A 22,623-nucleotide genomic window follows, 5' to 3' on the forward strand; every position below is an offset into this window, starting at 1 on the left:
ATCCGGCAATGGCCAAAGCTGTCAATCAGCCTGAGCGGATTCGCCCGGGTCAAGCCGCTCGCCGGCCCCCACCCGGCCCAGAGCATCCTGGGTGAGCCGCAAGGCCAACGCGTCCTCGGCGGCTTCTCGCTCGGTCCGCAGCGCGTTCCAACGCTGCGCGTAATCCTCGCTGGTCAGTACATCGACCTGCTCGTCGAGCTCCGTGCCCAGGTTGGCGTAATTCTCGGCAACCACGGCGAACGCGGCGCCGTGCCGCTGCTCGAGGTAGGCACGCCAGAAATCGCGGCGGCTGATACTGCGCGCCAGCGCGTCGGTCGCCTCGGCGGCCCGCACCACCGCAAGGGCCGCCTGCTCGCGCGCCTGGGTTATGTCCGCCAGGCCATCGAACCTCAGGTACCTGGGCTGGTGAGGCAGGTCCAGGGCCGCGGCCAGCGCCGAGCGATAACCCAGCACGACCTCCAGCACATCGATTTCAGGGTCACCCGCCAGCCTGTCACGCGCCCTCTGGGCAGCATCCTGGGCGGCATGCTCATCCAGCCGGTCCAGGCGGAACAACTGGCGGCCCAGTGTCAGCAAGCGCTCCCCGGCCATGCCCTGCGAGCCCTGGCTTCGGGCCCTGGCCGTCAGCAGGTGTATCTGCAGGCGGCTGAACCGCTCCGCATGGCTGTCATGACAACCCCGCACCTCATCGGCGTGAAGGAATATCTCCTCACGCAATACTTCATCCTCATCGATCGCTTCGAGCAAGGGCCAAAGCTGTGCGGACATGTGGTCAGGCGCCCTTGTGAAATCCGGGATATGCGTGACATCTTCCAGCAGCCGGAAAAGCCCACTACTGCCTGGCAATGCCTCGAGTCGCCTCCACAGCAGCGAATGGGTCTGCTCATCCTCGCCACTGATCGCCAGCCATCGCGCAATGGCCGTTACCCCCTGGCTGCCCTCGTCACCTTGCCCCGCATCCTCGATCCTCACCGCCGGGTGCGCATCGACCCGATACAAACGCTCCATCGACTGGAGCCCCAACGGGTTGCCGATCAGGTTCAACCGGCGCCTGAACGACCATGGCATGAGCGCCACGGCCTCCGGCACGTTCTGAATGTCGTTGTGGCTCAAGTCGGCAATGTTCAATAGCCCGCAATATTCGATGCCAGCGGGCATGTCCAGCAAACCGCACCGGCTCATTCTCAACTCTGACAGCTGGGGCAACTGGTCGAAGCGCATGTTGATCCTCCTGATCGGGTTGAACCCCAGATCCAACGTACTCAGCCCCGACAGCGAGGCCAGGATGCGCTGGTCCGTCGCAGTCATGCGAATTCGGTTCGACATCAGCAGCAAGGTACGCAGGCTGGCCAGTTGCGTGACACCAGGAGGCAGGGTGTCGAGCCGATTGCGATTGAGGTTCAGAACACGCAAGGACTCGAAGCAGCGCAGGAAATTGCCCCGCACCTCAGTCAATTCCATGTTGACCATCACCAGCTCGGTGACATGGCTGAAATCAATCTCCACCGGTAGATCCGGCAAGCGACCAATCCGCCAACCGCTTACATCCAGTCGCATTCCGTCGGCCCGCACTTGCCCGCCATCGGCCACATCACCTTCATAACGCCAGATAGCGCGCAGACGGTTGGCAAACTGGGCTCGCCGCCCCCTGATTTGCGCTTCTGAACCCTGGCTTTCCCACTGCTGCAGGATCTCGTCAAGTTGCACATAGTTCTGTTCCTGCTCGAGCAAGGCGCCAATAGGCCAGGCGTGATCACGCTGCAAGCGTTGAACATACCGCTCGACTTCTTCATCGCTGAAACCGGGGTACAGCGCCCGAATCCGACCTCTCAGTGTACTGCTGGAACTCCGGGAAACCTGTCCCCCAAGCGGATAGCCGACCCGACCGTCAGGCAACCGTCGGCCCGGGTTGAACCAGGGGGTGGAAGCCCTCCTCCAGCCGAGCCTTGCCAACACCGCGCTGCGTCGTGCCGGCAGCAGCGCTTGCAGGGCCGTGCGCAGTTGCTCCGCCAGATCACCGTCATCGAACCGCAGCGCCGCCCTGTCGGTTTCGCTCAGCAGCGCGGCAAGCGCCTGGAAGATCCCGCCCGGTTCGGCCACTTCCTCTTCCCGTTCAAGCCCCCGGCTGTCGTGAAGACGGTACTGCCCATCACGCGCAGACAGCACAACCCTGGTACTGCTCGGCCCTTGCGGGTCAAGGATCGCCAGTAATCGGCCATTTTCCGAACCTTCGCGCAGCTCCAGGTTGAGCGCCGAGGGCCAGCCTGGCAGGCGCCTCAGCAGGGCCATGACCAGTTCACCGGTACCCTGCGAGTGCCCCGTGCGCAGGTACAAGCCTTCTATAGCGCGGTTCGCGCGGGACAACTCCAGCAGGGCTCGGGCCTTTTGCCCAAGCGAGAATGGCAGGCGCGACTCCAGCAACGCCTGTGCCCTGACCTCAGGCTCGACATCACGCAGCAGCTCTTGGGCGTACACCAGCACCAGCCCGGGGAAGTCCCGCCGGACCAAGGCCAGCAATCCGTCGTCGGGCGCAACGGTACTCGACAAATGATCGAGCAAAGCCCCCTGTAGCCGGGCCTGCTGTTCGACCAGCCGCTCGCCGACTGCCGCCTCGTCCAGTCCCTGCATGTCCGCCCTGCTTCTGCACCACTGAAGCACCTCGGCATCCTCGAGCACCGCCCCCGGCAGGCGCAGGCCTTGGAACAGCGTCGAGAGCCGGGCATCGGCTTCGAAGCGACGCAGCGTGTCCCGTAGATTGACCGGAGCAGGTCGGTTCTCGACCAGCACGCCCCGCAGCTCTTCCTTGTCCACGCCCGCCACCTTGAGAATCCGATCAGCCTGTTCCGCTGTCAGAGGAGGGTCATGGGGCCAGAGCCTGGCAAGCATCTCGCGGCTGTCATCCCATTCCAGCGGGTGCTCCAGGCGCAGGCGCCAGAAGCGCTCACCGTTGTGCTCGACCAGCGGCTCGAAGGCGCCCTCGCCGCGTGGATGGCGCAAGCGCCAGGCCAGGTTCGGTGCCGGACGATGCACTTCATAGTAGTGCTCGCCAACACGCATCCAGCGCCGTTCCCCCACCGCGTACAGGCCGTTGTCCTGCAGCCGTGGCCGGTCCGGCGTCGACTCATAGACACGCAGGTCATCGCTCCACAAGCGCGCTCCATGCTCCGGCACGGTCACCGGCTGCAACGCATCGACGAAAGCACTTCCCTTGAAGCTACGCGCCACCGCGCCGATGCCGACTACCGTCGCTGCCGTGACCGCCACGGTCTCGGCCACATGCAGCATATGCGCCATGGCCTCATGCTGGTGCCCTGCGGACCAGTCCACCGCCCCTTCGTAGACCTCGCCGAGCGTGTCCAGGACCGTCTTCCCGAACAGCACCACACCGACAGTGGGTACCGCCAGCCCGACCAGGCCCAGCAAGCCCCAGCCGATTTGCTGCCAGCGCTTCAAGCGTTGCTCGGTGGCTCGGTGATCGGCCTGTGCATTGGGCACCAGCATCAGCTGGCCGTCATCCTTGTAGCGTTGCACCTGCGCGCGCGCCAGTGCTGTGAATACATCGCCATCGGCCACCGCCCCCTCCAGTTCGAGGTCTGGCTCATCGTCCTTCAGCCGCAGGTCCAGGGTATTGATGAACCGCGGACGGTCAGCCAGGCTGACCAGCTCGCGAAAGTGCCGATGCACATCGGCCTTGAGCAGCTCACCGACCAGGTACGTGTTCATCTGCGTCAGCGAATCGAACCGCTGCAAGGGCGCTGTCTGCAGGCTCGGCAGGTAGAGCACAACGCCCTGTTCCTCCCCCGAGGGGCCACGCAGCTGGACCTTCAGGCCATTGGCCACCGTGCAGCCCAGCATGCGCAGTTCGCCAGCGTAGGCCTGCAAGTGGTCTTGCGCGGCATTGTGGCCAGGGTCCAGCAGTTCGTTCAGTGCCACCCGCTCGTCAGCACTGATCCGGCCATTGACCAGGCCCAGTTCACACGCCAGGGCAAACCCGGTTCGCTGGTGCGAGGCCAGCAGCGCCTCGGCCTGTGGAGTAAACAGCCGCCCCAGGTACGCTTGATACTGCTCGCCTGCGTCCAGTGCGCGAACATCCGCGACCAGCCTGTCCACATCGGCATGCAACAATTGTGTGCCAGCCACGGTGGTCACGCCGCTGCCTACGTAGAAGGTGGCATCCGACGAGAAACCCTGCATCAGGCGCAGCAAGGCCGGGAACCGCACGTAGTCAATTTCGTCCCTGGGCAAACCAATGCCTTGCGGCACGCCGAAGCGGCGCCGTACTTCCAGCCATTCCAGTGACGCCAACGCAGGACAATCCGGGATCAGTTCGCTCAACAGGGGGCCGAACTGCTGCTCGGCGAAGCCGTGCGCCGACACCAATTGGCCGCTGAGGGTCGCCAGTGCCTGGCCGCTCGCCGCATGGGCCTTGAAACACTCGGCCAGTACCCGGATCCGGCCAGGCGCAGCGGCGCGCAACCAGCCGGGTAGTTGCTTGGCAATAAAGGTATCGATCATGGCTTCGGGCGTCATGACCGGCACAGGTGGGGTAGATGGGTTGGATGGGGTTTGCACGGTGTAGGCACCTTGTCATGTGGGGAGCCCCACACTGCCCGCGCCTTGCGCCCTGCCCCAACAGGAAATGCTGCCCGCTAAGCGGGCGCGGCCCCCTGCATGGCCAGGCTGCGGTAATGCCCGGGATTGCAACCGAACCACTTGCGAAACGCCTTGTAGAACGAGCTGCTGTCGGCGAAACCCAGGCGCTCGGCGATATCCCCCAGGCCCAGCTGCGCCTCGGCCAGCCAGGCAATGGCCAACTCACGGCGCACGCCATCCTTGATGCCCTGGTAATGCTGGCCTTCTTCCGACAAACGCCGGCGCAAGGTCGACACCGACATGTGCAGGGTTCCCGCCACCTGTTCGGCATCCGGCCACGCGCCGGGCGGCATGCCCAGCAGCACATGACGGATGTGCCGGGCCAGGCTCGCGGGGTCACGGTACTTGACCAAAATATTGCCGGGGGCCTCGGCCAGGAAACGCTGCAACTCTTCGTCCGTGCGCCGCACCGGCAACTCCAGGCATTCGGCGGCGATGATCATCCGCGTGCGCGGGCGCTCGAACTGCAGGTTCTCGGAAAACATCACCCGGTAGTCGTCGCAGAAGGGTGGCTCGGCGCAGCGCAGGTCGATGGCCAGGATCGGGATGCGTCGCCCGGCCAGCCAGCAGGCCACGCCGTGGACGATCATCCAGAAGGTGAAGTAAGTGAATGCCCGCCGCGGTGGGTCGCAGGGTTCGTGGATCACGATCTCGGCCAAGCTCTGCTGACGCACCAGGCCCGGTTGCAGGTCCTCGAGCATCAGCGACAGGAAACTCAACATGCTGTCGAGGGCGGCCCCCAGCGTGGGCTGTGCCATGGCGGTGCGGGCAATGAATGCCAGGCTGCCACTGCGCAAGCCTCGCCGGTCCATGGCGAAGAATTCGTCGTTGCAGCGCCGTGCCAACAGGCGCCACAGCCGGGCGTAGGATTCGGCGGTCACCCGTGCCTCGGGCCGTTCGAGTTGGTCGCTGTCGATCCCCGCGCGCCCCAGCAGCGCGGCATCGGGCTCGCCCGCCGGGCAAGTCTGCAACAGGGCTTCGCGCACCAGCTGCATGGAAATGGTGTCCTTCTCGCTCATCGACGATCCAGTCTATGTGGTGGCGGCCATCTTAGGCCGCGACGGAGAAAACGTCAGCCGCCAATCACTGGCCGGCAGCCAGCCCCAGGAACGCCTGGATCAGCCGCAGCTCGCGACGGCGCTCCAGGCAACCGACCATGTGCTGGTTGACCAGCCCACGGCCTGCCAAGGGTCGAGCCACCACCCGCGGATCATGGGCCACCTCGGTCGACGACACCACGCCGATACCCAGTTCCGCCGCCACCGCTTCGGTGACGGCCTCACGGCTGTCCAGCTCCAGTAGTACCCGGGGCTGCACACCCGCTTCGCTACAGGCCTTGTCGAAAGTGCGGCGTGTCGTCGAGCTGGGTTCGCGCAACACCATGATCTGTTTGTCCAGTTCGGCCAGCGACAGGTCGCCCTCGGCCACCGCCCAGGCATGCCCCACCGGCAGCAACGCGCACAGCCGCGACTCGCACAGGCTCTGTAGATGCAGGCCCTTGCGCGGCTCGATCTCGGTTAGCACGGCAACATCGGCATGCTCCGACAATAAAGCGCCCAAGGTTTCCTGGGCGTTACCCAGGCGCAAGTTGACCGTGATGCCGGGGTAGCGCTCGCGCAACTGCGCCAGCATCGGCATGACCCGATGCGGGCCATCGGCGGCGACCTCCAGGCGCCCGGTCAGCAACTGCCGATTGGCCTCGAGCATGGCCTGGGCTTCCTCGGCCAAGCCGAACATGGCCCGGGTGATGGCCGCCAGGCGCGTGCCCTCTTCGGTCAGCTCGACCCGCCGCGCGGTACGGCGCAGCAAAGTGATCTGGTAGTGCTCTTCCAACGCCTTGACGTGCCCGGTGACCGCCGGCTGGCTGATGAACAGCCGCTCGGCGGCCCGGGTGAAGCTGCCCTCACGGGCGACGGCATCGAAGGCGCGGAGCTGGAACAAGTTCATATCTATCGGCCCTGCTGATGGCTGGCATATCTACAAACAATTTGATTGATGAGTCGGTGAATTGCAACCTAGCCCCATTAGTTTCCAGCCCACCGCAAGTGAGGAACCACGGAATGAGCAACGCCCCGATCCTGCTGACCCCCGGCCCATTGACCACCTCCACCCGCACCCGCCAGGCCATGCTCGTGGACTGGGGCTCCTGGGACCGCGACTTCAACCAGTTGACCGCCAGCGTGTGCGAACAACTGCTGGCCATCATCTTGGGCAGCGCCAGCCACCACTGCGTGCCCCTGCAGGGCAGCGGCACCTTCGCCGTCGAGGCTGCCATCGGCACCTTGGTACCACGTGATGGCAAGGTGCTGGTGCTGATCAACGGCGCCTACGGCCAACGCCTGGCCAAGATCTGCAAGGTACTCGGCCGCAACTTCAGCACCTTCGAAACCGCCGAGGACCAACCGACCACCGCCGATGACGTCGACCGCCTGCTGGCCGCCGACCCCACCGTGACCCACGTGGCGCTGATCCACTGCGAGACCAGTACCGGCATCCTCAACCCGCTGCCCGAGATCGCCCAAGTGATCAAGCGCCACGGCAAACGCCTGATCATCGATGCCATGAGCTCGTTCGGCGCACTGCCGATCGATGCCCGCGAGGTCCCCTTCGAAGCGTTGATCGCCGCCTCCGGCAAATGCCTGGAAGGCGTACCTGGCATGGGCTTCGTGTTCGCCGAGAAATCCGCCCTGGCCGCCGCCGAAGGCAATGCCCACTCCCTGGCCATGGACCTGCAGGATCAACATGCCTACATGGCCAAGACCGGCCAGTGGCGCTTCACCCCGCCGACCCATGTGGTCGCTGCCCTGCACGAAGCGCTGCTGCAGTACAACGAGGAAGGCGGCCTGCCCGCCCGCCACCAGCGTTACCAAGACAACTGCCAGACCCTGCTCGACGGCATGGCGAAGCTCGGCCTGCACAGTTTCCTGCCCGCCGAGATCCAGGCGCCGATCATCGTCACCTTCCACGCGCCGAACGACCCGCGCTATCAGTTCAAGGACTTCTACGAGCGGGTCAAGGCCAAGGGCTTCATCCTCTACCCCGGCAAGCTGACCCAGGTCGAGACTTTCCGCGTCGGTTGCATCGGCGTGGTCGGCGCGGCCGGCATGCAGGCCGCCGTGAATGCCGTGGCCGAGGTGCTGCGGGAAATGGAAGTGCTGGACATCTGACCCTCTGCCCACCGAACTCAAGGAAAACGCGCACATGAACTACAGCAACCCCATCCAGCTGCAAGCCGCCATCCTCGACTGGGCCGGTACCGTGGTCGATTTCGGCTCCTTCGCCCCCACGCAGATTTTCGTCGAAGCCTTCGCCGAGTTCGACGTGCAGGTGTCCATCGAAGAGGCCCGAGGCCCGATGGGCATGGGCAAGTGGGACCATATCCGCACCTTGTGCAACGTGCCGGATATTGCCGAGCGCTATCGCAAGGTGTTCGGCCGTACCCCGACCGACGACGACGTCACCGCCATCTACGAACGCTTCATGCCGCTGCAGATCGAGAAGATCGCCGTGCACTCGGCGCTGATTCCTGGCGCCCTGGACACCCTGACCGGGCTGCGCAAGGACGGCCTGAAGATCGGCTCCTGCTCGGGTTACCCGAAGGTGGTGATGGACAAGGTGGTCGAGCTGGCCGCGCAAAACGGCTATGTGGCCGACCACGTGGTGGCCACCGACGAAACCCCGAACGGCCGCCCATGGCCGGCCCAGGCCCTGGCCAACGTGATCGCCCTGGGCATCGACGATGTGGCGGCATGCGTGAAGGTCGACGACACCGTGCCGGGCATTCTCGAGGGGCGTCGCGCCGGCATGTGGACCGTGGCGCTGGTGTGCTCGGGCAACGCCCTGGGGCTGACCTGGGAAGGATACCGGGCGCTGAGCGCGGAAAAACTGGAGAGCGAGCGCAAGCGCATTCACACGATGTTTGCAGGATCGCGACCGCACTACCTGATCGACACCATCAACGAACTGCCCGAAGTGATCGCCGATATCAACCGGCGCCTGGCCAAGGGCGAGATGCCGCAAGCTGTTTGATCGGGGTACATGAGTGGTTCGCCGGCAAGCCGGCCCCTACACCCAACCCATAGGAGCCGGCTTGCCGGCGAACTGCTCCTGATCAGACCGCCCGGTTCAGCTTCACCCACGACGCAAACTTGTCGATGAACGCCTGCAGGAACGGCCGGGTCTTGTCATTGAGCTTGCCGCTGTCGTCGAACAGTGTCGCCGCCCCACCGATATACGCTTCGGGCATCTGCATGCACGGCATGTCGAGAAACACCAGCGACTGACGCAGCGCATGGTTGGCGCCAAAGCCACCGATAGCCCCCGGCGAAACACTGGCCACCGCCGCCGGCTTGCCACTCCAGGCGCTCTGACCATAGGGCCGCGACCCCACGTCGATGGCGTTCTTCAGCCCTCCCGGCACCGAACGGTTGTATTCCGGCGTCACGAACAACACCGCATCGCTGCGGCGGATCTCGTCGCGAAAGTGCTTCCACGCTTCCGGTGCCTCGGGCTCGACATCCTCGTTGTACAACGGCAGGTCGCCGATCTCGACGATCCGCAGGGCAAGGCTGGACGGCGCCAGCTCGGACAGCGCGCGGGCCACCTTGCGGTTGTAGGAGTCCTTGCGCAAGCTGCCGACGACGACCGCTACCGAATAGACCTGGCTCATGGCGATAAACTTCCTGTGCTGGAAAAGGGACGTAACTAGTTATAGATGACCGTTCCTCGGCCCTAAGAATTTTTTCCATCCGACTGAAAACTTCCCACGCCTTTTGCTGGTCTATGGGTACAGACATTTCCTACACGTTTCCGAGGTTTCCACCCAAAATGGCAGCAGTAATGGTCGGCCAGTTCCACGCCCGCGACGCCGAAGGCCGTATCTACCCCGTTCACGAGTTCCAGGAGTCCACCCTCCAGGCCGACGGCAGCACCTTGGGCGCGCCCGTCACCACCTACCGCCTGGCCATCGGCGACCGCGTCAACCACTTGGGTCAGGACCGCTTCGAGCTGGCCCAGACCGGCGTCGAGATCATCCGCATTCCCTGACACAGTCGACCGTGTACAGCAGCCCGTCCTGCTGCAGGCCGTGCACATCGGCGACGAAGCCCGGGAAGCCCTGGTCGAAGGCCCGGGCGAACGCCAGGTAATCGAGGATCGAGCGGGTCGCCTCGGTGAAGCGCTCGCCCGGCATGATCAGCGGGATCCCCGGCGGATAGGGCACCAGCATTACCGCCGACACCCGACCGAGCAGCTGCTCGATCGGCACCGCTTCCACCTCCCCCTTCACCATCCGGTCATAGGCCTGGGCCGGGCTCATGGCCACCTCAGGTAACCGCGTGAACAACCGTTTGAGTTGCTTGGCGGTAGCATTGGTGCGGTAGCAAGCGTGCAACTGCTCGCACAGGTCGCGCAGGCCCAGCCCCCGGTAGCGCGTCGGCTGCGCCGCAGCCACACTGGCCAGGCACTGGTCAAGTGGCGTGTTGCCATCGTAATGGCGCTTGAACTCCAGCAACTCGGTCAGCAAGGTGCTCCATTTGCCCTTGGTGATGCCCATCGAGAACAGCACCAGAAAGCTGTAAAGGCCGGTCTTTTCCACCACCAGGCCCCGTTCCCACAGGAACTTGCTGACCACCGCGGCTGGAATGCCCTGCTCGCCCAGCTTGCCTCCGGCATCGAGCCCCGGCATCACCAGGGTTACCTTGAGCGGGTCGAGCAGCACGTAATCGTCGGCCACCTCGCCAAAGCCATGCCAGTCCGCCCCCGGCTGCAACACCCAGTCCGCCGCCGCCAGGCGTTCGATGCCCTCGGTGGCCGGCGGCTGCCAGATGCTGAACCACCAGTCCTGCGCCGCGATGTGCTGGCGCAGGTTGGCGAGGGCGCGGCGAAAGCTCAGGGCCTCGTCGAACATCTCTTGCAACAACGAACGCCCGGCCGGTCCTTCCATCATGCTCGAGGCCACGTCCAGCGAGGCGAGGATGCTGTACTGCGGTGAGGTGGAGATATGCATCATGAACGCTTCGTTGAAACGGTCGCGGTCCAACTGGCGGGTCGCGCCGTCCTGCACATGGATCATCGACGCCTGGCTGAACGCGGCCAGCAGCTTGTGGGTGGAGTGGGTGCTGAACAGTAGTGGATCGTCCGCCGCTCGCGGCGTACCCATTGCGTAACGGCCTTCGAAGAAATCGTGGAAGGCGGCGTAAGCGAACCAGGCCTCGTCGAAATGCAGCACTTCGACGCTGGCGCCCAAGGTCTGCTTGATCAGCCCGGCGTGATAGCACAGGCCGTCGTAGGTGGAGTTGGTGACCACCGCCAGCTTGATCCTCGGCGTGCGCCCCTGGGCCAGCGGGTGCGCCTGGATCTTCTCCTGGATCGACGCCGGACTGAATTCGCTGAGCGGGATCGGCCCGATGATCCCCAGTTCGTTGCGCTCCGGGCACAGGTAGATCGGGATCGCCCCGGTCATGATGATCGCGTGCACCACCGACTTGTGGCAGTTGCGGTCCACCAATACCAGGTCGTCGCGCCCGACCATCGCGTGCCAGACGATCTTGTTGGCGGTGGAGGTGCCGTTGATGACGAAGAACGTGTGGTCGGCGCCGAAGTTGCGCGCGGCGCGGGCCTCGGCTTCGGCCAGGGGGCCGGTGTGGTCGAGCAGCGAGCCCAGCTCCGGCACCGAGACTGACAGGTCGGAGCGCAGGGTGTTCTCGCCGAAGAACTGGTGGAACGCCTGCCCCACCGGGCTCTTGCGGTAGGCCACCCCGCCGCCGTGGCCTGGTGTGTGCCAGGAATAGTTGGATTGCGCCGTGTGCTGCACCAACGCCTTGAAGAACGGCGGCAACAGCCCGTCGAGATAATTGTGCGCGGCCCGCGCCACCTGGCGGGCGAGAAACGGCACGGTGTCTTCGAACAAATAGAGGATGCCGCGCAACTGGTTGAGCTCGCCCATGGCCTCGGCCGGGGCGTTTTCCAGGGTGACCTGTTCGCCCAGGGCAAAGATCGGCAGGTTGGGCGCACGTAGCCGGGCCAGGCGGATCAGCTCGGCCATGTTCTGCAGCAGGTGGGAGTTGTCGCCGGCGCCTTCGGCGGCGATCAGCATGCAGGCCAGGCCGTGGTGGGTGGCGGCGACCAGGCGGGCTTCGGCCTGGTCAGCGGCGGCGAGGATGGCGAAGCCGTCCTGGGCCAGCTCATCGGCGATGCCCCGCACCCGCTCGCCGGCGACGCTGTCGGCCTTGATCGCACGATGGACGATCAGTATGGGGAACTTGAGGTCCTTGTACATCGGGCGGCTACCTCTGCGGGGGCTTTTCCCCACAGGGTAGTTGAGGCTGTGGTGCCTGAGCGGGCCCTTTCGCCGGCAAAGCCGGCTCCTACAGGTGGTGCATGGCCCCTGTAGGAGCCGGCTTTGCCGGCGAAAGGGCCGGTACTGCCGTCAAATCAACTGGCGGCCGGCTCGGTCAACACCTGCCACATCGCCGGCCCACCCGCCGACTTGGCGATGGCCGCCAAGCGCTCGGCGTGAGCGTCCAGCTCTTCCTCATTGGCCATGATCACCCGCCCGGCCGCACGCCCCGTGATCCGACGGATCTCACTGCCCGTGCCACCCTGCCCGTCCTCGCTCTGCGCGCCATCACCCGCCAGCGACAGGCTGGTCTGCCCCCCGGTCATCGCCAGGTAGACGTCGGCCAGCAGTTCCGAGTCGAGCAATGCGCCGTGCAGGTCACGGCCGGAGTTGTCGATACCGTAGCGTTTGCACAACGCGTCGAGGCTGTTGCGCTGCCCCGGGTGGCGCGAGCGCGCCATCATCAGGGTGTCGAGGATGCTGCAGTGCTGCGAGATGTCGGCGCGGTCGTGCTGACCCAGCAGGGCGAACTCGTTGTTGATGAAGCCAACGTCGAACGCCGCGTTGTGGATGACCAGGGTGGCACCTTCGATGAACTCGAAGAACTCCTGAGCCACATCACCGAAGCGCGGCTTGCCGACCAGGAAGGCGTCGGTGATGCCGTGGACGCCGATGGCGCCCTCGTCGCTCTCGCGGTCCGGTTGCAGGTAGACGTGGAAGTGCCGCCCGGTCAGGCGCCGGCCCATGACCTCGACGCAACCGATCTCGATGATGCGGTGGCCATCGCCCACCGGCATACCGGTGGTTTCGGTATCGAGAATGATCAGCCGTTGATCTTGCTGCTGCTCCACGGGGTGACTCCAACTTGCGCTGCTTGAATTCGGGGCGGGAGTATAGCGGAATCGGGGCCGCTTTGCGGCCCATCGCGGCTGAAGCCGCTCCTACAGAGACCGCGCGGATCCGGGTAGGAGCGGCTTCAGCCGCGATGGGCTGCGCAGCAGCCCCAATGAATCAACGCTGGCCCCGAACCTCGTCGACCCCACGATTGGCCAACTGGTCGGCCCGCTCGTTGCCCGGGTGGCCGATATGCCCACGCACCCACTTCCAGGTCACCTTGTGCCGGTTGACCTGCTCATCGAGGGCCATCCACAGGTCGGCGTTCTTCACGGGCTCCTTCGCAGCGGTCTTCCAGCCACGCTTCTTCCAGTTGACCATCCACTCGTTGATGCCCTTCATCACGTACTGCGAGTCGGTGGTCAGCACCACTTCGCACTCGCGCTTGAGCGCTTTCAGGCCTTCGATCGCGGCCATCAGCTCCATGCGGTTGTTGGTGGTCTCGCGCTCGCCGCCCCACAACTCCTTCTCGACGCCCTTGAAAACCATCAGCACACCCCAGCCGCCCGGGCCAGGGTTGCCCTTGCAGGCACCATCGGTGTAGATCTCGACGCTATCGCTCATGTACCACTCATGTTCAGTGCTTGTCAGTATCGGGGTTGCTGGCCGTGCGGTTGACCTTGGCCAGCGGCAGCGGCAGCAGCTTGCCCATGGGCTCGCGGCGCTCCAGGCGCAGGGGCCGCAGGCCGACCACCATCTTGCGCGCCACCAGCAGGTAGACACCGCCACCGGCGCTCTGCCAACCCCCGGCCACCCGTTCCCAACCGGCCAGGCGCTGCTGCCAGGCGGGCGAGGCAAGCGGCGGACGATAACACCCGAAACGGCGTTTCTCCAGCGCGAAGCCCAGCAGGTTGAGCCAGTCGCCAACCCGCGACGGCGAGATGCACCGGGCCTTGCGCAAGGCACCATGGCTGAAGAGGTGGCGAATGCCCCAGCCACTCCAGGGGTTGATCCCGACGATCAGCAGGTGGCCGCCAGGACGCACCGCGCTGGCTGCCTCGCGCAGCAGCCCGTGGGGTGAAAGGCTGAAGTCCAGGCCATGTTGCAGCACCACCACGTCGGCGGCGTGCTCCGAGAGCGGCCAGGCCTGCTCCTCGCAGACGATCTCCACCCCCGGCAGCGGCGCCCCCAGGCGTACGTTGCGCTGCACCTGCGGTGCGCTGGGCGGGGGTTCGGCGCAAGGGCCGTAGTGCACGAGGTAACCGCCGAAGAAACGCCGCAGCTCTTCTTCGAGCAACTTTTCCTCTTCCTTGAGCATCAACTGCCCAAGAGGGCCCTCGAACCAGTCGCGGGCCAGGCTGATCAGTTCGACCCAGTCGGGGTCGGCCTGGGCGAAGGCTTGGTCGGTCATTGCGTTCTCCCTCGAAGGTTCTCCGGCCGCGCCATCGCGGCTAAGATGCCCTCAATGTCCAGGCTTGGCGAATCCGCACCATGATACAGATCGACGCCCTACCCGCTTTCTCCGACAACTACATCTGGTTGTTACAGGATACTGCCAATCGCCGCTGCGCGGTGGTCGACCCTGGCGACGCCGCCCCGGTGCTCGCCTGGCTGGGCGAGCATCCCGGCTGGGTGCTGGAAGCGATTCTCGTCACCCACCATCACCACGACCACGTCGGTGGCGTCGAGGCGCTGAAGCAAGCCACCGGCGCCCAGGTATTCGGCCCGGCCAACGAGCGCATCCCGGCACGCGATGTCGCCCTCGACGACGGTGCCCAGGCGCACGTGCTGGGCCTGGCCTTCGAAGTCCTGGCCATGCCCGGCCACACCCTCGGGCACATCGCCTATTACACTGCGCAATCGCCCACGCCGCTACTGTTCAGTGGCGACACCCTGTTCGCCGCCGGCTGCGGGCGCCTGTTCGAGGGCACCCCGGAGCAGATGCACCAGTCGCTGCAGCGCCTGGCCGCCCTGCCCGAGCAGACCCAGGTGTACTGCGCCCACGAGTACACCCTGAGCAACCTGCGCTTCGCCAAGGCCGTGGAACCGCACAGCGAACCCGTGCATCAACGCTTCGAAGCGGTCACCCGACTGCGTGCCGACAACCGCATCAGCCTGCCGTCGACCATCGGTATCGAGCGCCTGACGAATCCATTTCTTCGCACAGCTGAAACATCCGTTAAACAAAAAGCAGACGAATGGAAGGGGCATTCCAACCCCACCCAAGCCTCTGTTTTTGCTGCCTTGAGGTCTTGGAAAGATGTCTTTTGATAACCTCAAGATATATCGCGCCATAAGCGCAAAGGTTGACCAGGCCGGGGCCGGTTTTTAGAATCGCCGAACTTTTTTGCCCGGATACCCGTCCCAGCCGATGTCTTCCCGTAGCCGCAGAACCTCTCATTCGGTCGCTTTGACGCGACTGGCCCAGATCAGTGCACTGGCGCTGGCCGCCACCCTGGTCGGCTGCCAGAGCACCCGTCAGCTCGACGAAGCAGACAGCGTTCGCGCGCACAACTACCAGGCGCGGATCAAGCACAAACCCGCGCCGCTGGTGGTCAAACCGAAGGAGCAGGCCCCACCCCAGGACGTCTGGGAACGCATGCGCCAGGGCTTCGCCCTGCAGGACGGCATCGACGTCAACCCACGCATCGAGCAGCAGCGCCTGTGGTTCGCCAGCAACCCGTCGTTCCTCGAGAACGCCGGCGAACGCGGCAGCCTCTACCTGCACTACATCGTCGAGCGCCTCGAAGAACGCGACATGCCGCTGGAACTCGCGCTGCTGCCGGCCATCGAGAGCGCCTACAACCCGATGGCATACTCGCGCGCCCATGCCGCCGGCATGTGGCAGTTCATCCCGTCCACCGGGCGCCACTTCAACCTGCGCCAGACGAACTTCTACGACGGCCGCCGCGACATCACCGCGTCCACGAACGCCGCGCTGGACTACCTGAACCGCCTGCACGACATGTTCAACGGCGACTGGCTGCTGGCCCTGGCCGCGTACAACGCCGGCGAAGGCACCGTCAGCCGCGCCATCGAGCGCAACGAGCGCCTGGGCCTGCCCACCGACTACTGGAACCTGCCGCTGCCGCAGGAAACCCGCGACTACGTGCCCAAGCTGCTGGCCCTGTCGCAGGTGGTCAGCACACCGGACGCCTACGGCGTCAACCTCAACCCGATCGCCAACGAGCCCTACTTCGAAGCCGTCGCCATCAACGACCGCCTCGACCTGTCCCGCGTGGCAGCCTTCGCCGACATCGACGAAGACGAGCTGATCCAGCTCAACCCCGCCTTCAAGAAGCGCATGACCGTGGATGGCCCGCAGCAACTGCTGGTGCCCACCGCCAAGGCGCAACTGCTGACCGACCGCATGTCCAACCTCAAGCCCGAGGAGCTGGTCAGCCTGCAACCGAACAAGGCCGTGTTCCAGGCCGCGCTGGCTGAGAACAAGGCACCGGCTTCGCGCAGCTACCGGGTCAAGCGTGGCGACAACCTGGGCAGCATCGCCAAGGCCAACCGCGTGGCGGTCAAGGATATCCAGCGCTGGAACCGCCTGTCCGGCAAGGGCGTGAAGGTCGGCCAGGTGCTGGCCCTGCGTGGCGGCAATGCCCCCAGCCCATCGGCCAACCGCAGCGCCGATTCGAAGCAGCGCGCCACCCAGTACAAGGTGCGCCAGGGCGATTCGTACTATCTGGTCGCCAAACGTTTCAATGTCGAAATGAAGCACCTCAAGCGCTGGAACCCGCGCAGTGGGCACGCCCTCAAGCCAGGCCAGACCCTGACCGTCTACCTGTCGCATTGATGTGAGTCCGGGGGGCGCTTTGCGCCCCTTTCGCGGCACAAGGCCGCTCCTACAGGGATTGCGCCATCAGGACGGTTTGCGCGGACTCTGTAGGAGCGGCCTTGTGCCGCGAAAGGGCTGCGAAGCAGCCCCAATTTCTACGACCTCCATCTGACCAGCTCGCACCCTTTTTCCATTCCAGACAAGCTGTTACTGTACCCCGACCAAGCCCAACGCCCTCTGGATCGGATGCCGACGTGATACGTCCCCTCCTGCTGTCCCTCAGCCTGGCCTTGAGCTTCCCCGCCGTCGCGATGGTGAGCGAAAGCCACGGATACGCGCAGTTCGGCACGCTCAAGTACCCGGCCACCTTCACCCACTTCGACTGGGTCAACCCGCAAGCCCCCAAAGGCGGCACCTTGCGGGCCATGGCATTCGGCACCTTCGACACGCTCAACCCCTACACCTTCAAGGGTTCGAGCCCGGTCACCACGCCCAACTTCCTGCAGTACGGCATCAGCGAGCTGAACGAGACGCTGATGGTCGGCACCGGCATGTACGACCCCTCCGGCGACGAACCCACCTCCAGCTACGGCCTGATCGCCCGCTCCGTCGAGTACAGCGAGGACCGCAGCTGGGTGGTGTTCAACCTGCGCCCCGAGGCACGCTTCCACGACGGCACGCCGATCACCTCGGCCGACGTCGCCTTCAGCTACCGCACCCTGCTCAAGGACGGCCACCCGATCTACCGCACCAACCTGCAGGAAGTGGCCCGCGTCGATATCCTCGGGCCCCTGCGCATCCGCTTCGTGTTCAAGCGCGCCGGCAACCCACTGCTGATCCTGCGCCTGGGCGAGATGCCGGTGCTGCCCAAGCACTACTGGGCAAAGCGCGACTTCAAGGCCACCACCTTCGAACCGCCACTGGGCAGCGGCCCCTACCGCATCACCGAGGTGCAACCCGGCCGCAGCCTGGTGTTCGAGCGGGTGAAGGACTACTGGGGCAAGGACCTGGCCGTGAACCGCGGCAAATACAACTTCAACCGCGTCGAATACGAGTTCTACCGCGATGCCACCGTGGCCTTCGAAGCCTTCAAGGCCGGCGAGTTCGACATCTACATCGAACACCAGGCCAAGAACTGGGCCAACGGCTACCACTTCCCTGCCGTGCGCCGGGGCGAGGTGATCAAGGCGCAGATCCCGCACCAGATCCCCACGCAAACCCAAGGCCTGTTCATGAACAGCCGCCGCGCCGCCTTCAGCGACCCGCGGGTACGCCAGGCGCTGGGCCTGATGCTCGACTTCGAGTGGACCAACCGCGCCCTGTTCAACGGTGCGTACCGGCGCGCCACCAGCTACTACCCCAACAGCGAATTCACCGCCAGCGGCCTGCCCACCGGCAAGGAATGGCTGCTGCTCAAGCCGTTCCGCGACCAGCTGCCGGAGAAGCTGTTCACCCAGCCTTACCAGGTCAGCCACACCGACGGCAGTGGCATCAGCCGCCCGGCCCTGCGCCAGGCCCTCGGCCTGTTCGCCCAGGCCGGCTGGAAGCTCAACGGCCAGCGCCTGGTAGACAGCAAAGGCCAGCAGTTCCGTATGGAGCTGCTGCTGGTGAACCCCAACCTCGAACGCATCCTGCAACCTTATGTCGAAAATCTGGCCAGCATCGGCATCGATGCGCGCTTGCGCACCGTCGACCGCGCCCAGTACAAACAACGGCTCGACCAGTTCGACTTCGACATGATCCTGATGACCCTGAACCAGACCCTGAGCCCCGGCCTCGAGCAATGGTTGTATTTCCACTCCAGCCAAGCCGCCACCAAAGGCAGCAAGAACTATGCTGGCGTGAAGGACCCGGTGGTCGACCACCTGCTCGACACCCTGCTCGCCGCCCGCAGCCGCGATGACCAGATCGCCGCCGCCCGCGCCCTGGACCGCGTGCTCTCATGGCAGTACTACATGATCCCCAACTGGTACCTCGACAATCACCGCCTGGCCTACCGCAACCGGTTCGCCTTCGTCACCACGCCGCCCTACACCCTCGGGCTGAACAGCTGGTGGATCAAGAAGACTTCGGAGAAAGCCAAATGACGCCCACCCTGCGCCGCCTGGCCGCCAGCCTGCTGCTGGCCTGCCTCACGCTCCCGGCCGTGGCCGCCCCGCAACACGCCCTGACGCTGTACGGCGAAGCGCCGAAATACCCGGCCAACTTCCAGCACTTCGACTTCGTCAACCCCGACGCGCCCAAGGGCGGCACCTTCCGCCAGTCCAGCTTCGGCGGCTTCGACAGCCTCAACCCGTTCATCAACAAGGGCGTGCCCGCCGACAACGTCGGCAGCATCTACGACACCCTGATGCGCCAGAGCCTCGACGAGCCCTTCACCGAGTACGGCCTGGTGGCCGGCAAGATCGAAAAGGCCCCCGACAACAGCTGGGTGCGCTTCTACCTGCGCCCCGAAGCGCGTTTCCACGACGGCCACCCGATGCGCGCCGAAGACGTGGTGTTCACCTTCAACGCCCTGATCAAGGACGGCGCGCCGCTGTACCGCCAGTACTACGCCGACGTCGCCGAAGTGGTCGCCGAAGACCCGCTCAAGGTGCTGTTCAAGTTCAAGCACACCAACAACCGCGAGCTGCCGCTGATCCTCGGCCAACTGCCGGTGCTGCCCAAGCACTGGTATGCAAACCGCGACTTCAACCGCGGCAACCTTGAGATCCCGCTGGGCAGCGGCCCGTACAAGGTCGCCGAGGTGAAGGCCGGCCGCTCGATCCGCTACGAGCGCGTGAAGGACTACTGGGCCAAGGACCTGCCGATCAACCGCGGCTTCTACAACTTCGACGTGATGACCTTCGACTCGTACCGCGACAACACCGTCGCCCTCGAAGCGCTCAAGGCCGGCCAGTTCGACTACGCCCTGGAAGTCAGCGCGAAGAACTGGGCCACCGCCTACGACGTGCCCGCCGTGCGCGACGGCCGGCTGATCAAGGAAGAGATCCCCAACGGCAACCCGGTGGGCATGCAGGGCTTCATCTTCAACCTGCGCAAACCCATGTTCCAGGACGCCCGCGTGCGCCACGCCATCAGCCTGCTGATGGACTTCGAGTGGACCAACAAGCAACTGTTCAACGGCGCCTACACCCGCACCGGCAGCTACTTCGAAAACTCCGAGATGGCCGCCAGCGGCCTGCCCACGCCCGCCGAACTGAAGATCCTCGAACCGCTGCGCGGCAAGGTGCCCGACGCGGTGTTCAACGACGCCTTCCACAACCCCGTCACCGACGGCAGCGGCATGATCCGCGACCAGCAGCGCCAAGCCTACAAACTGCTGCAGGAAGCCGGCTGGAAGATCGTCGACGACAAGATGGTCGACAAGGACGGCAAGCCGCTGACCATCGAGTTCCTGCTGGCCCAGACCCAGTTCGAACGGGTGCTGCTGCCGTTCAAGCGCAACCTCGCGGACCTGGGCATCAACCTCGAGATCCGCCGCGTGGACGTGTCGCAGTACATCACCCGCCTGCGCTCGCGGGACTACGACATGATCGTCGGCGGCTTCTCGCAATCGAACTCGCCCGGCAACGAGCAGCGCGAGTACTGGAACAGCGCCGCCGCCGACAACCCCGGCAGCCGCAACTTCATCGGCCTGCGCGACCCTGCCATCGACCAACTGGTGGAAGAGCTGATCAACGCCGACTCGCGCCAGAGCCTGGTCGAGCACTGCCGCGCCCTGGACCGGGTGCTGCTGTGGGGCTACTACGTGATCCCCAACTGGCACATCAAGACCTCCCGCGTGGCCTACTGGAACCATATCGGCCACCCGGACAAGTCGCCCAAGTACGACATCGGCATCGACACCTGGTGGATCAAGCCCAACGTGACGCCCGCCGTGACCGCAGCCCCCGCCGTGGAAGAGGCCAACTGACATGCTGGCCTATATCCTGCGGCGCCTGCTGCTGATCATCCCGACCCTGTTCGGCATCCTCATCATCAACTTCATCATCGTCCAGGCCGCCCCCGGCGGCCCGGTCGAGCAGATGATCGCCAAGCTCGAAGGCTTCGACGGCGCCACCAGCCGCATTGCCGGTGGCGGCGCCGAAGTGTCGGTGGCGGGCTCCAACTACCGGGGCGCGCAAGGCCTGGACCCAGCGCTGATCGCCGAGATCGAGCGCATGTACGGCTTCGACAAGTCGGCGCCCGAGCGGCTGTGGATCATGGTCAAGAACTACGCCCAGCTGGACTTCGGCAACAGCTTCTTCCGCGACGCCAAGGTCATCGACCTGATCGCCGAGAAGATGCCCGTGTCCATTTCGCTCGGGCTGTGGAGCACGCTGATCATGTACCTGGTGTCGATCCCCCTGGGGATCGCCAAGGCCGTGCGCCACGGCAGCCATTTCGACGTATGGACCAGCTCGGCGATCATCGTCGGCTACGCCATCCCCGCGTTCCTGTTCGCCATCCTGCTGATCGTGCTGTTCGCCGGCGGCAGCTACTTCGACTGGTTCCCGCTGCGCGGGCTCACCTCCAACAACTTCGATGAGCTCTCCACCACCGGCAAGGTGCTCGACTACTTCTGGCACCTGGTGCTGCCGATCACCGCGCTGGTGATCGGCAACTTCGCCACCATGACCCTGCTGACCAAGAACAGCTTCCTCGACGAGATCAACAAGCAATACGTGGTCACCGCCAAGGCCAAGGGCCTGAGCCGTTCGCGGGTGCTGTACGGCCACGTGTTCCGCAACGCCATGCTGCTGGTGATCGCCGGCTTCCCCTCGGCGTTCATCGGCATCTTCTTCACCGGCTCGCTACTGATCGAGGTGATCTTCAGCCTCGACGGCCTGGGCCTGATGAGTTTCGAAGCGGCGATCAACCGCGACTACCCGGTGGTGTTCGGCACCTTGTTCATCTTCACCCTGCTCGGTTTGGTGGTGAAGCTGATCGGCGACCTCACCTACACCCTGGTCGATCCACGCATCGACTTCGCCAGCCGGGAGCACTGACATGGCCCTGTCCCCCCTCAATCGCCGGCGCTTCGAGCGCTTCAAGGCCAACCGCCGTGGCTGGTGGTCGCTGTGGATCTTCCTGGTGCTGTTTGTGCTGAGCCTGGGCGCCGAGTTCATCGCCAACGACAAGCCGATTGTCGTGCGCTACGACGGCGAGTGGTACTTCCCTGCGTTCAAGCGCTACCCCGAGACAACGTTCGGCGGCGAGTTCCCGCTGGAGGCCAACTACAAGAGCCCGTACATCCGCGAGTTGCTGGAGAAGAAAGACGCCTTCGTGCTGTGGGCGCCGATCCCCTACAGCTACCAGAGCATCAACTACGACCTGAAGGTGCCCGCCCCCGCGCCGCCCTCCACCGACAACCTGCTGGGCACCGACGACCAGGGCCGCGATGTGCTGGCCCGGGTGATCTACGGTTTCCGCATCTCGGTGCTGTTCGCCCTCACGCTGACCATCGCCAGCTCCATCGTCGGCGTGATCGCCGGCGCCTTGCAGGGCTTCTACGGCGGCTGGGTGGACCTGGCCGGCCAGCGCTTTTTGGAGATCTGGTCCGGCCTGCCGGTGCTGTACCTGCTGATCATCCTCGCCAGCTTCGTGCAGCCCAACTTCTGGTGGTTGCTGGGCATCATGCTGCTGTTCTCGTGGATGAGCCTGGTGGACGTGGTGCGCGCCGAGTTCCTGCGCGGGCGCAACCTCGAATACGTGCGCGCCGCCCGCGCGCTGGGCATGCGCAACGGCCCGATCATGTTCCGCCATATCCTGCCCAACGCCATGATCTCGACCATGACCTTCATGCCGTTCATCCTCACCGGCGCCATCGGCACCCTCACTGCCCTGGACTTCCTCGGCTTCGGCCTGCCCGCCGGGTCCCCTTCGCTGGGCGAGCTGGTCGCCCAGGGCAAGTCCAACCTGCAAGCCCCGTGGCTGGGCATCAGCGCGTTCGCCGTGCTGGCGGTGATGTTGAGCCTGCTGGTATTCATCGGCGAGTCCGCCCGCGACGCCTTCGACCCGAGGAAATGAC

The 22,623-nt window shown here is 65.0% G+C and carries 17 protein-coding genes; 9 read left to right on the plus strand and 8 right to left on the minus strand.

Annotated elements, in window-relative coordinates; genetic code table 11:
* Positions 1–21: 21 nt before the first annotated feature.
* The 3 genes from P5705_RS15885 to P5705_RS15895 form a co-directional block, all read right to left on the minus strand.
* Positions 22–4,572, minus strand: coding sequence for an NEL-type E3 ubiquitin ligase domain-containing protein (locus P5705_RS15885; RefSeq protein ID WP_277461807.1), 4,551 nt, complete (start codon positions 4,570–4,572; stop codon positions 22–24).
* A gap of 77 nt (positions 4,573–4,649) precedes the next feature.
* The gene (locus tag P5705_RS15890; RefSeq protein WP_277461808.1) at positions 4,650–5,672 is read right to left on the minus strand and encodes an AraC family transcriptional regulator; all 1,023 of its coding nucleotides are present in this window, start codon (positions 5,670–5,672) and stop codon (positions 4,650–4,652) included.
* A gap of 64 nt (positions 5,673–5,736) precedes the next feature.
* Positions 5,737–6,600: a LysR substrate-binding domain-containing protein gene (locus tag P5705_RS15895; RefSeq protein ID WP_277461809.1), complete on the minus strand. Its 864-nt coding sequence runs from the start codon at positions 6,598–6,600 to the stop codon at positions 5,737–5,739.
* A gap of 113 nt (positions 6,601–6,713) precedes the next feature.
* Here P5705_RS15895 and P5705_RS15900 point away from each other — a divergent pair, with 113 nt between their 5' ends.
* Together P5705_RS15900 and phnX are read left to right on the plus strand one after the other, a co-directional pair.
* Complete coding sequence (locus tag P5705_RS15900; RefSeq protein WP_277461810.1) at positions 6,714–7,820, plus strand: 2-aminoethylphosphonate--pyruvate transaminase; 1,107 nt, start codon at positions 6,714–6,716, stop codon at positions 7,818–7,820.
* Positions 7,821–7,854: 34 nt separating this feature from the next.
* A complete protein-coding gene (phnX, locus tag P5705_RS15905; protein ID WP_277461812.1) occupies positions 7,855–8,682 on the plus strand; it encodes a phosphonoacetaldehyde hydrolase in 828 nt (275 codons plus the stop codon).
* A gap of 82 nt (positions 8,683–8,764) precedes the next feature.
* On the opposite strand, the gene P5705_RS15910 is transcribed toward phnX, so the two are convergent.
* Positions 8,765–9,322 carry an NADPH-dependent FMN reductase gene (locus P5705_RS15910; RefSeq protein WP_277461813.1) on the minus strand — a complete coding sequence of 186 codons (558 nt, stop codon included), beginning with the start codon at positions 9,320–9,322 and terminating at the stop codon, positions 8,765–8,767.
* A gap of 158 nt (positions 9,323–9,480) precedes the next feature.
* On the opposite strand from P5705_RS15910, the gene P5705_RS15915 reads away from it, so the two are divergent.
* A complete protein-coding gene (locus P5705_RS15915; RefSeq protein WP_277461815.1) occupies positions 9,481–9,699 on the plus strand; it encodes a hypothetical protein in 219 nt (72 codons plus the stop codon).
* Here the strand turns inward: P5705_RS15915 and P5705_RS15920 are convergent.
* The 4 genes from P5705_RS15920 to P5705_RS15935 all read right to left on the minus strand — a co-directional run bounded on the left by P5705_RS15920 (position 9,683) and on the right by P5705_RS15935 (position 14,237).
* Positions 9,683–11,932, minus strand: coding sequence for an Orn/Lys/Arg decarboxylase N-terminal domain-containing protein (locus P5705_RS15920; protein ID WP_277461816.1), 2,250 nt, complete (start codon positions 11,930–11,932; stop codon positions 9,683–9,685). The two genes, P5705_RS15915 and P5705_RS15920, sit on opposite strands and share 17 nt — an antisense overlap.
* Positions 11,933–12,087: 155 nt before the next feature.
* Positions 12,088–12,843 (minus strand): DNA polymerase III subunit epsilon, encoded by a 756-nt coding sequence (dnaQ, locus tag P5705_RS15925; RefSeq protein ID WP_277461817.1) that lies wholly within the window; start codon positions 12,841–12,843, stop codon positions 12,088–12,090.
* Between the two features lie 160 nt (positions 12,844–13,003).
* On the minus strand, positions 13,004–13,450 hold the full coding sequence (gene rnhA, locus P5705_RS15930; RefSeq protein WP_277461818.1) for a ribonuclease HI: 447 nt from the start codon (positions 13,448–13,450) through the stop codon (positions 13,004–13,006).
* A gap of 13 nt (positions 13,451–13,463) precedes the next feature.
* Positions 13,464–14,237, minus strand: a complete 774-nt coding sequence (locus P5705_RS15935; RefSeq protein ID WP_213657543.1) for a class I SAM-dependent methyltransferase — start codon at positions 14,235–14,237, stop codon at positions 13,464–13,466.
* Between the two features lie 80 nt (positions 14,238–14,317).
* Between P5705_RS15935 and gloB the strand changes: the two genes are divergently transcribed.
* The 6 genes from gloB to P5705_RS15965 all read left to right on the plus strand — a co-directional run bounded on the left by gloB (position 14,318) and on the right by P5705_RS15965 (position 22,622).
* Positions 14,318–15,097, plus strand: coding sequence for a hydroxyacylglutathione hydrolase (gene gloB, locus P5705_RS15940; RefSeq protein WP_277461820.1), 780 nt, complete (start codon positions 14,318–14,320; stop codon positions 15,095–15,097).
* Positions 15,098–15,197: 100 nt separating this feature from the next.
* On the plus strand, positions 15,198–16,628 hold the full coding sequence (locus P5705_RS15945; RefSeq protein ID WP_277461821.1) for a lytic transglycosylase domain-containing protein: 1,431 nt from the start codon (positions 15,198–15,200) through the stop codon (positions 16,626–16,628).
* A 236-nt stretch (positions 16,629–16,864) separates the two neighbouring features.
* On the plus strand, positions 16,865–18,697 hold the full coding sequence (locus P5705_RS15950; RefSeq protein ID WP_277461822.1) for an extracellular solute-binding protein: 1,833 nt from the start codon (positions 16,865–16,867) through the stop codon (positions 18,695–18,697).
* Complete coding sequence (locus P5705_RS15955; RefSeq protein WP_277461823.1) at positions 18,694–20,526, plus strand: extracellular solute-binding protein; 1,833 nt, start codon at positions 18,694–18,696, stop codon at positions 20,524–20,526. The genes P5705_RS15950 and P5705_RS15955 overlap by 4 nt, the downstream gene beginning before the upstream one ends.
* A gap of 1 nt (position 20,527) precedes the next feature.
* Positions 20,528–21,601, plus strand: a complete 1,074-nt coding sequence (locus P5705_RS15960; RefSeq protein WP_011534684.1) for a microcin C ABC transporter permease YejB — start codon at positions 20,528–20,530, stop codon at positions 21,599–21,601.
* A 1-nt stretch (position 21,602) separates the two neighbouring features.
* Entirely contained in the window at positions 21,603–22,622 is a 1,020-nt protein-coding gene (locus P5705_RS15965) for an ABC transporter permease (protein WP_277461827.1), read from the plus strand.
* Position 22,623: the final 1 nt, after the last annotated feature.

Origin of the sequence: Pseudomonas entomophila, from assembly GCF_029478665.1 — a bacterium.
In the GTDB taxonomy this organism is placed as follows: Bacteria; Pseudomonadota; Gammaproteobacteria; order Pseudomonadales; family Pseudomonadaceae; genus Aquipseudomonas; species Aquipseudomonas entomophila_F.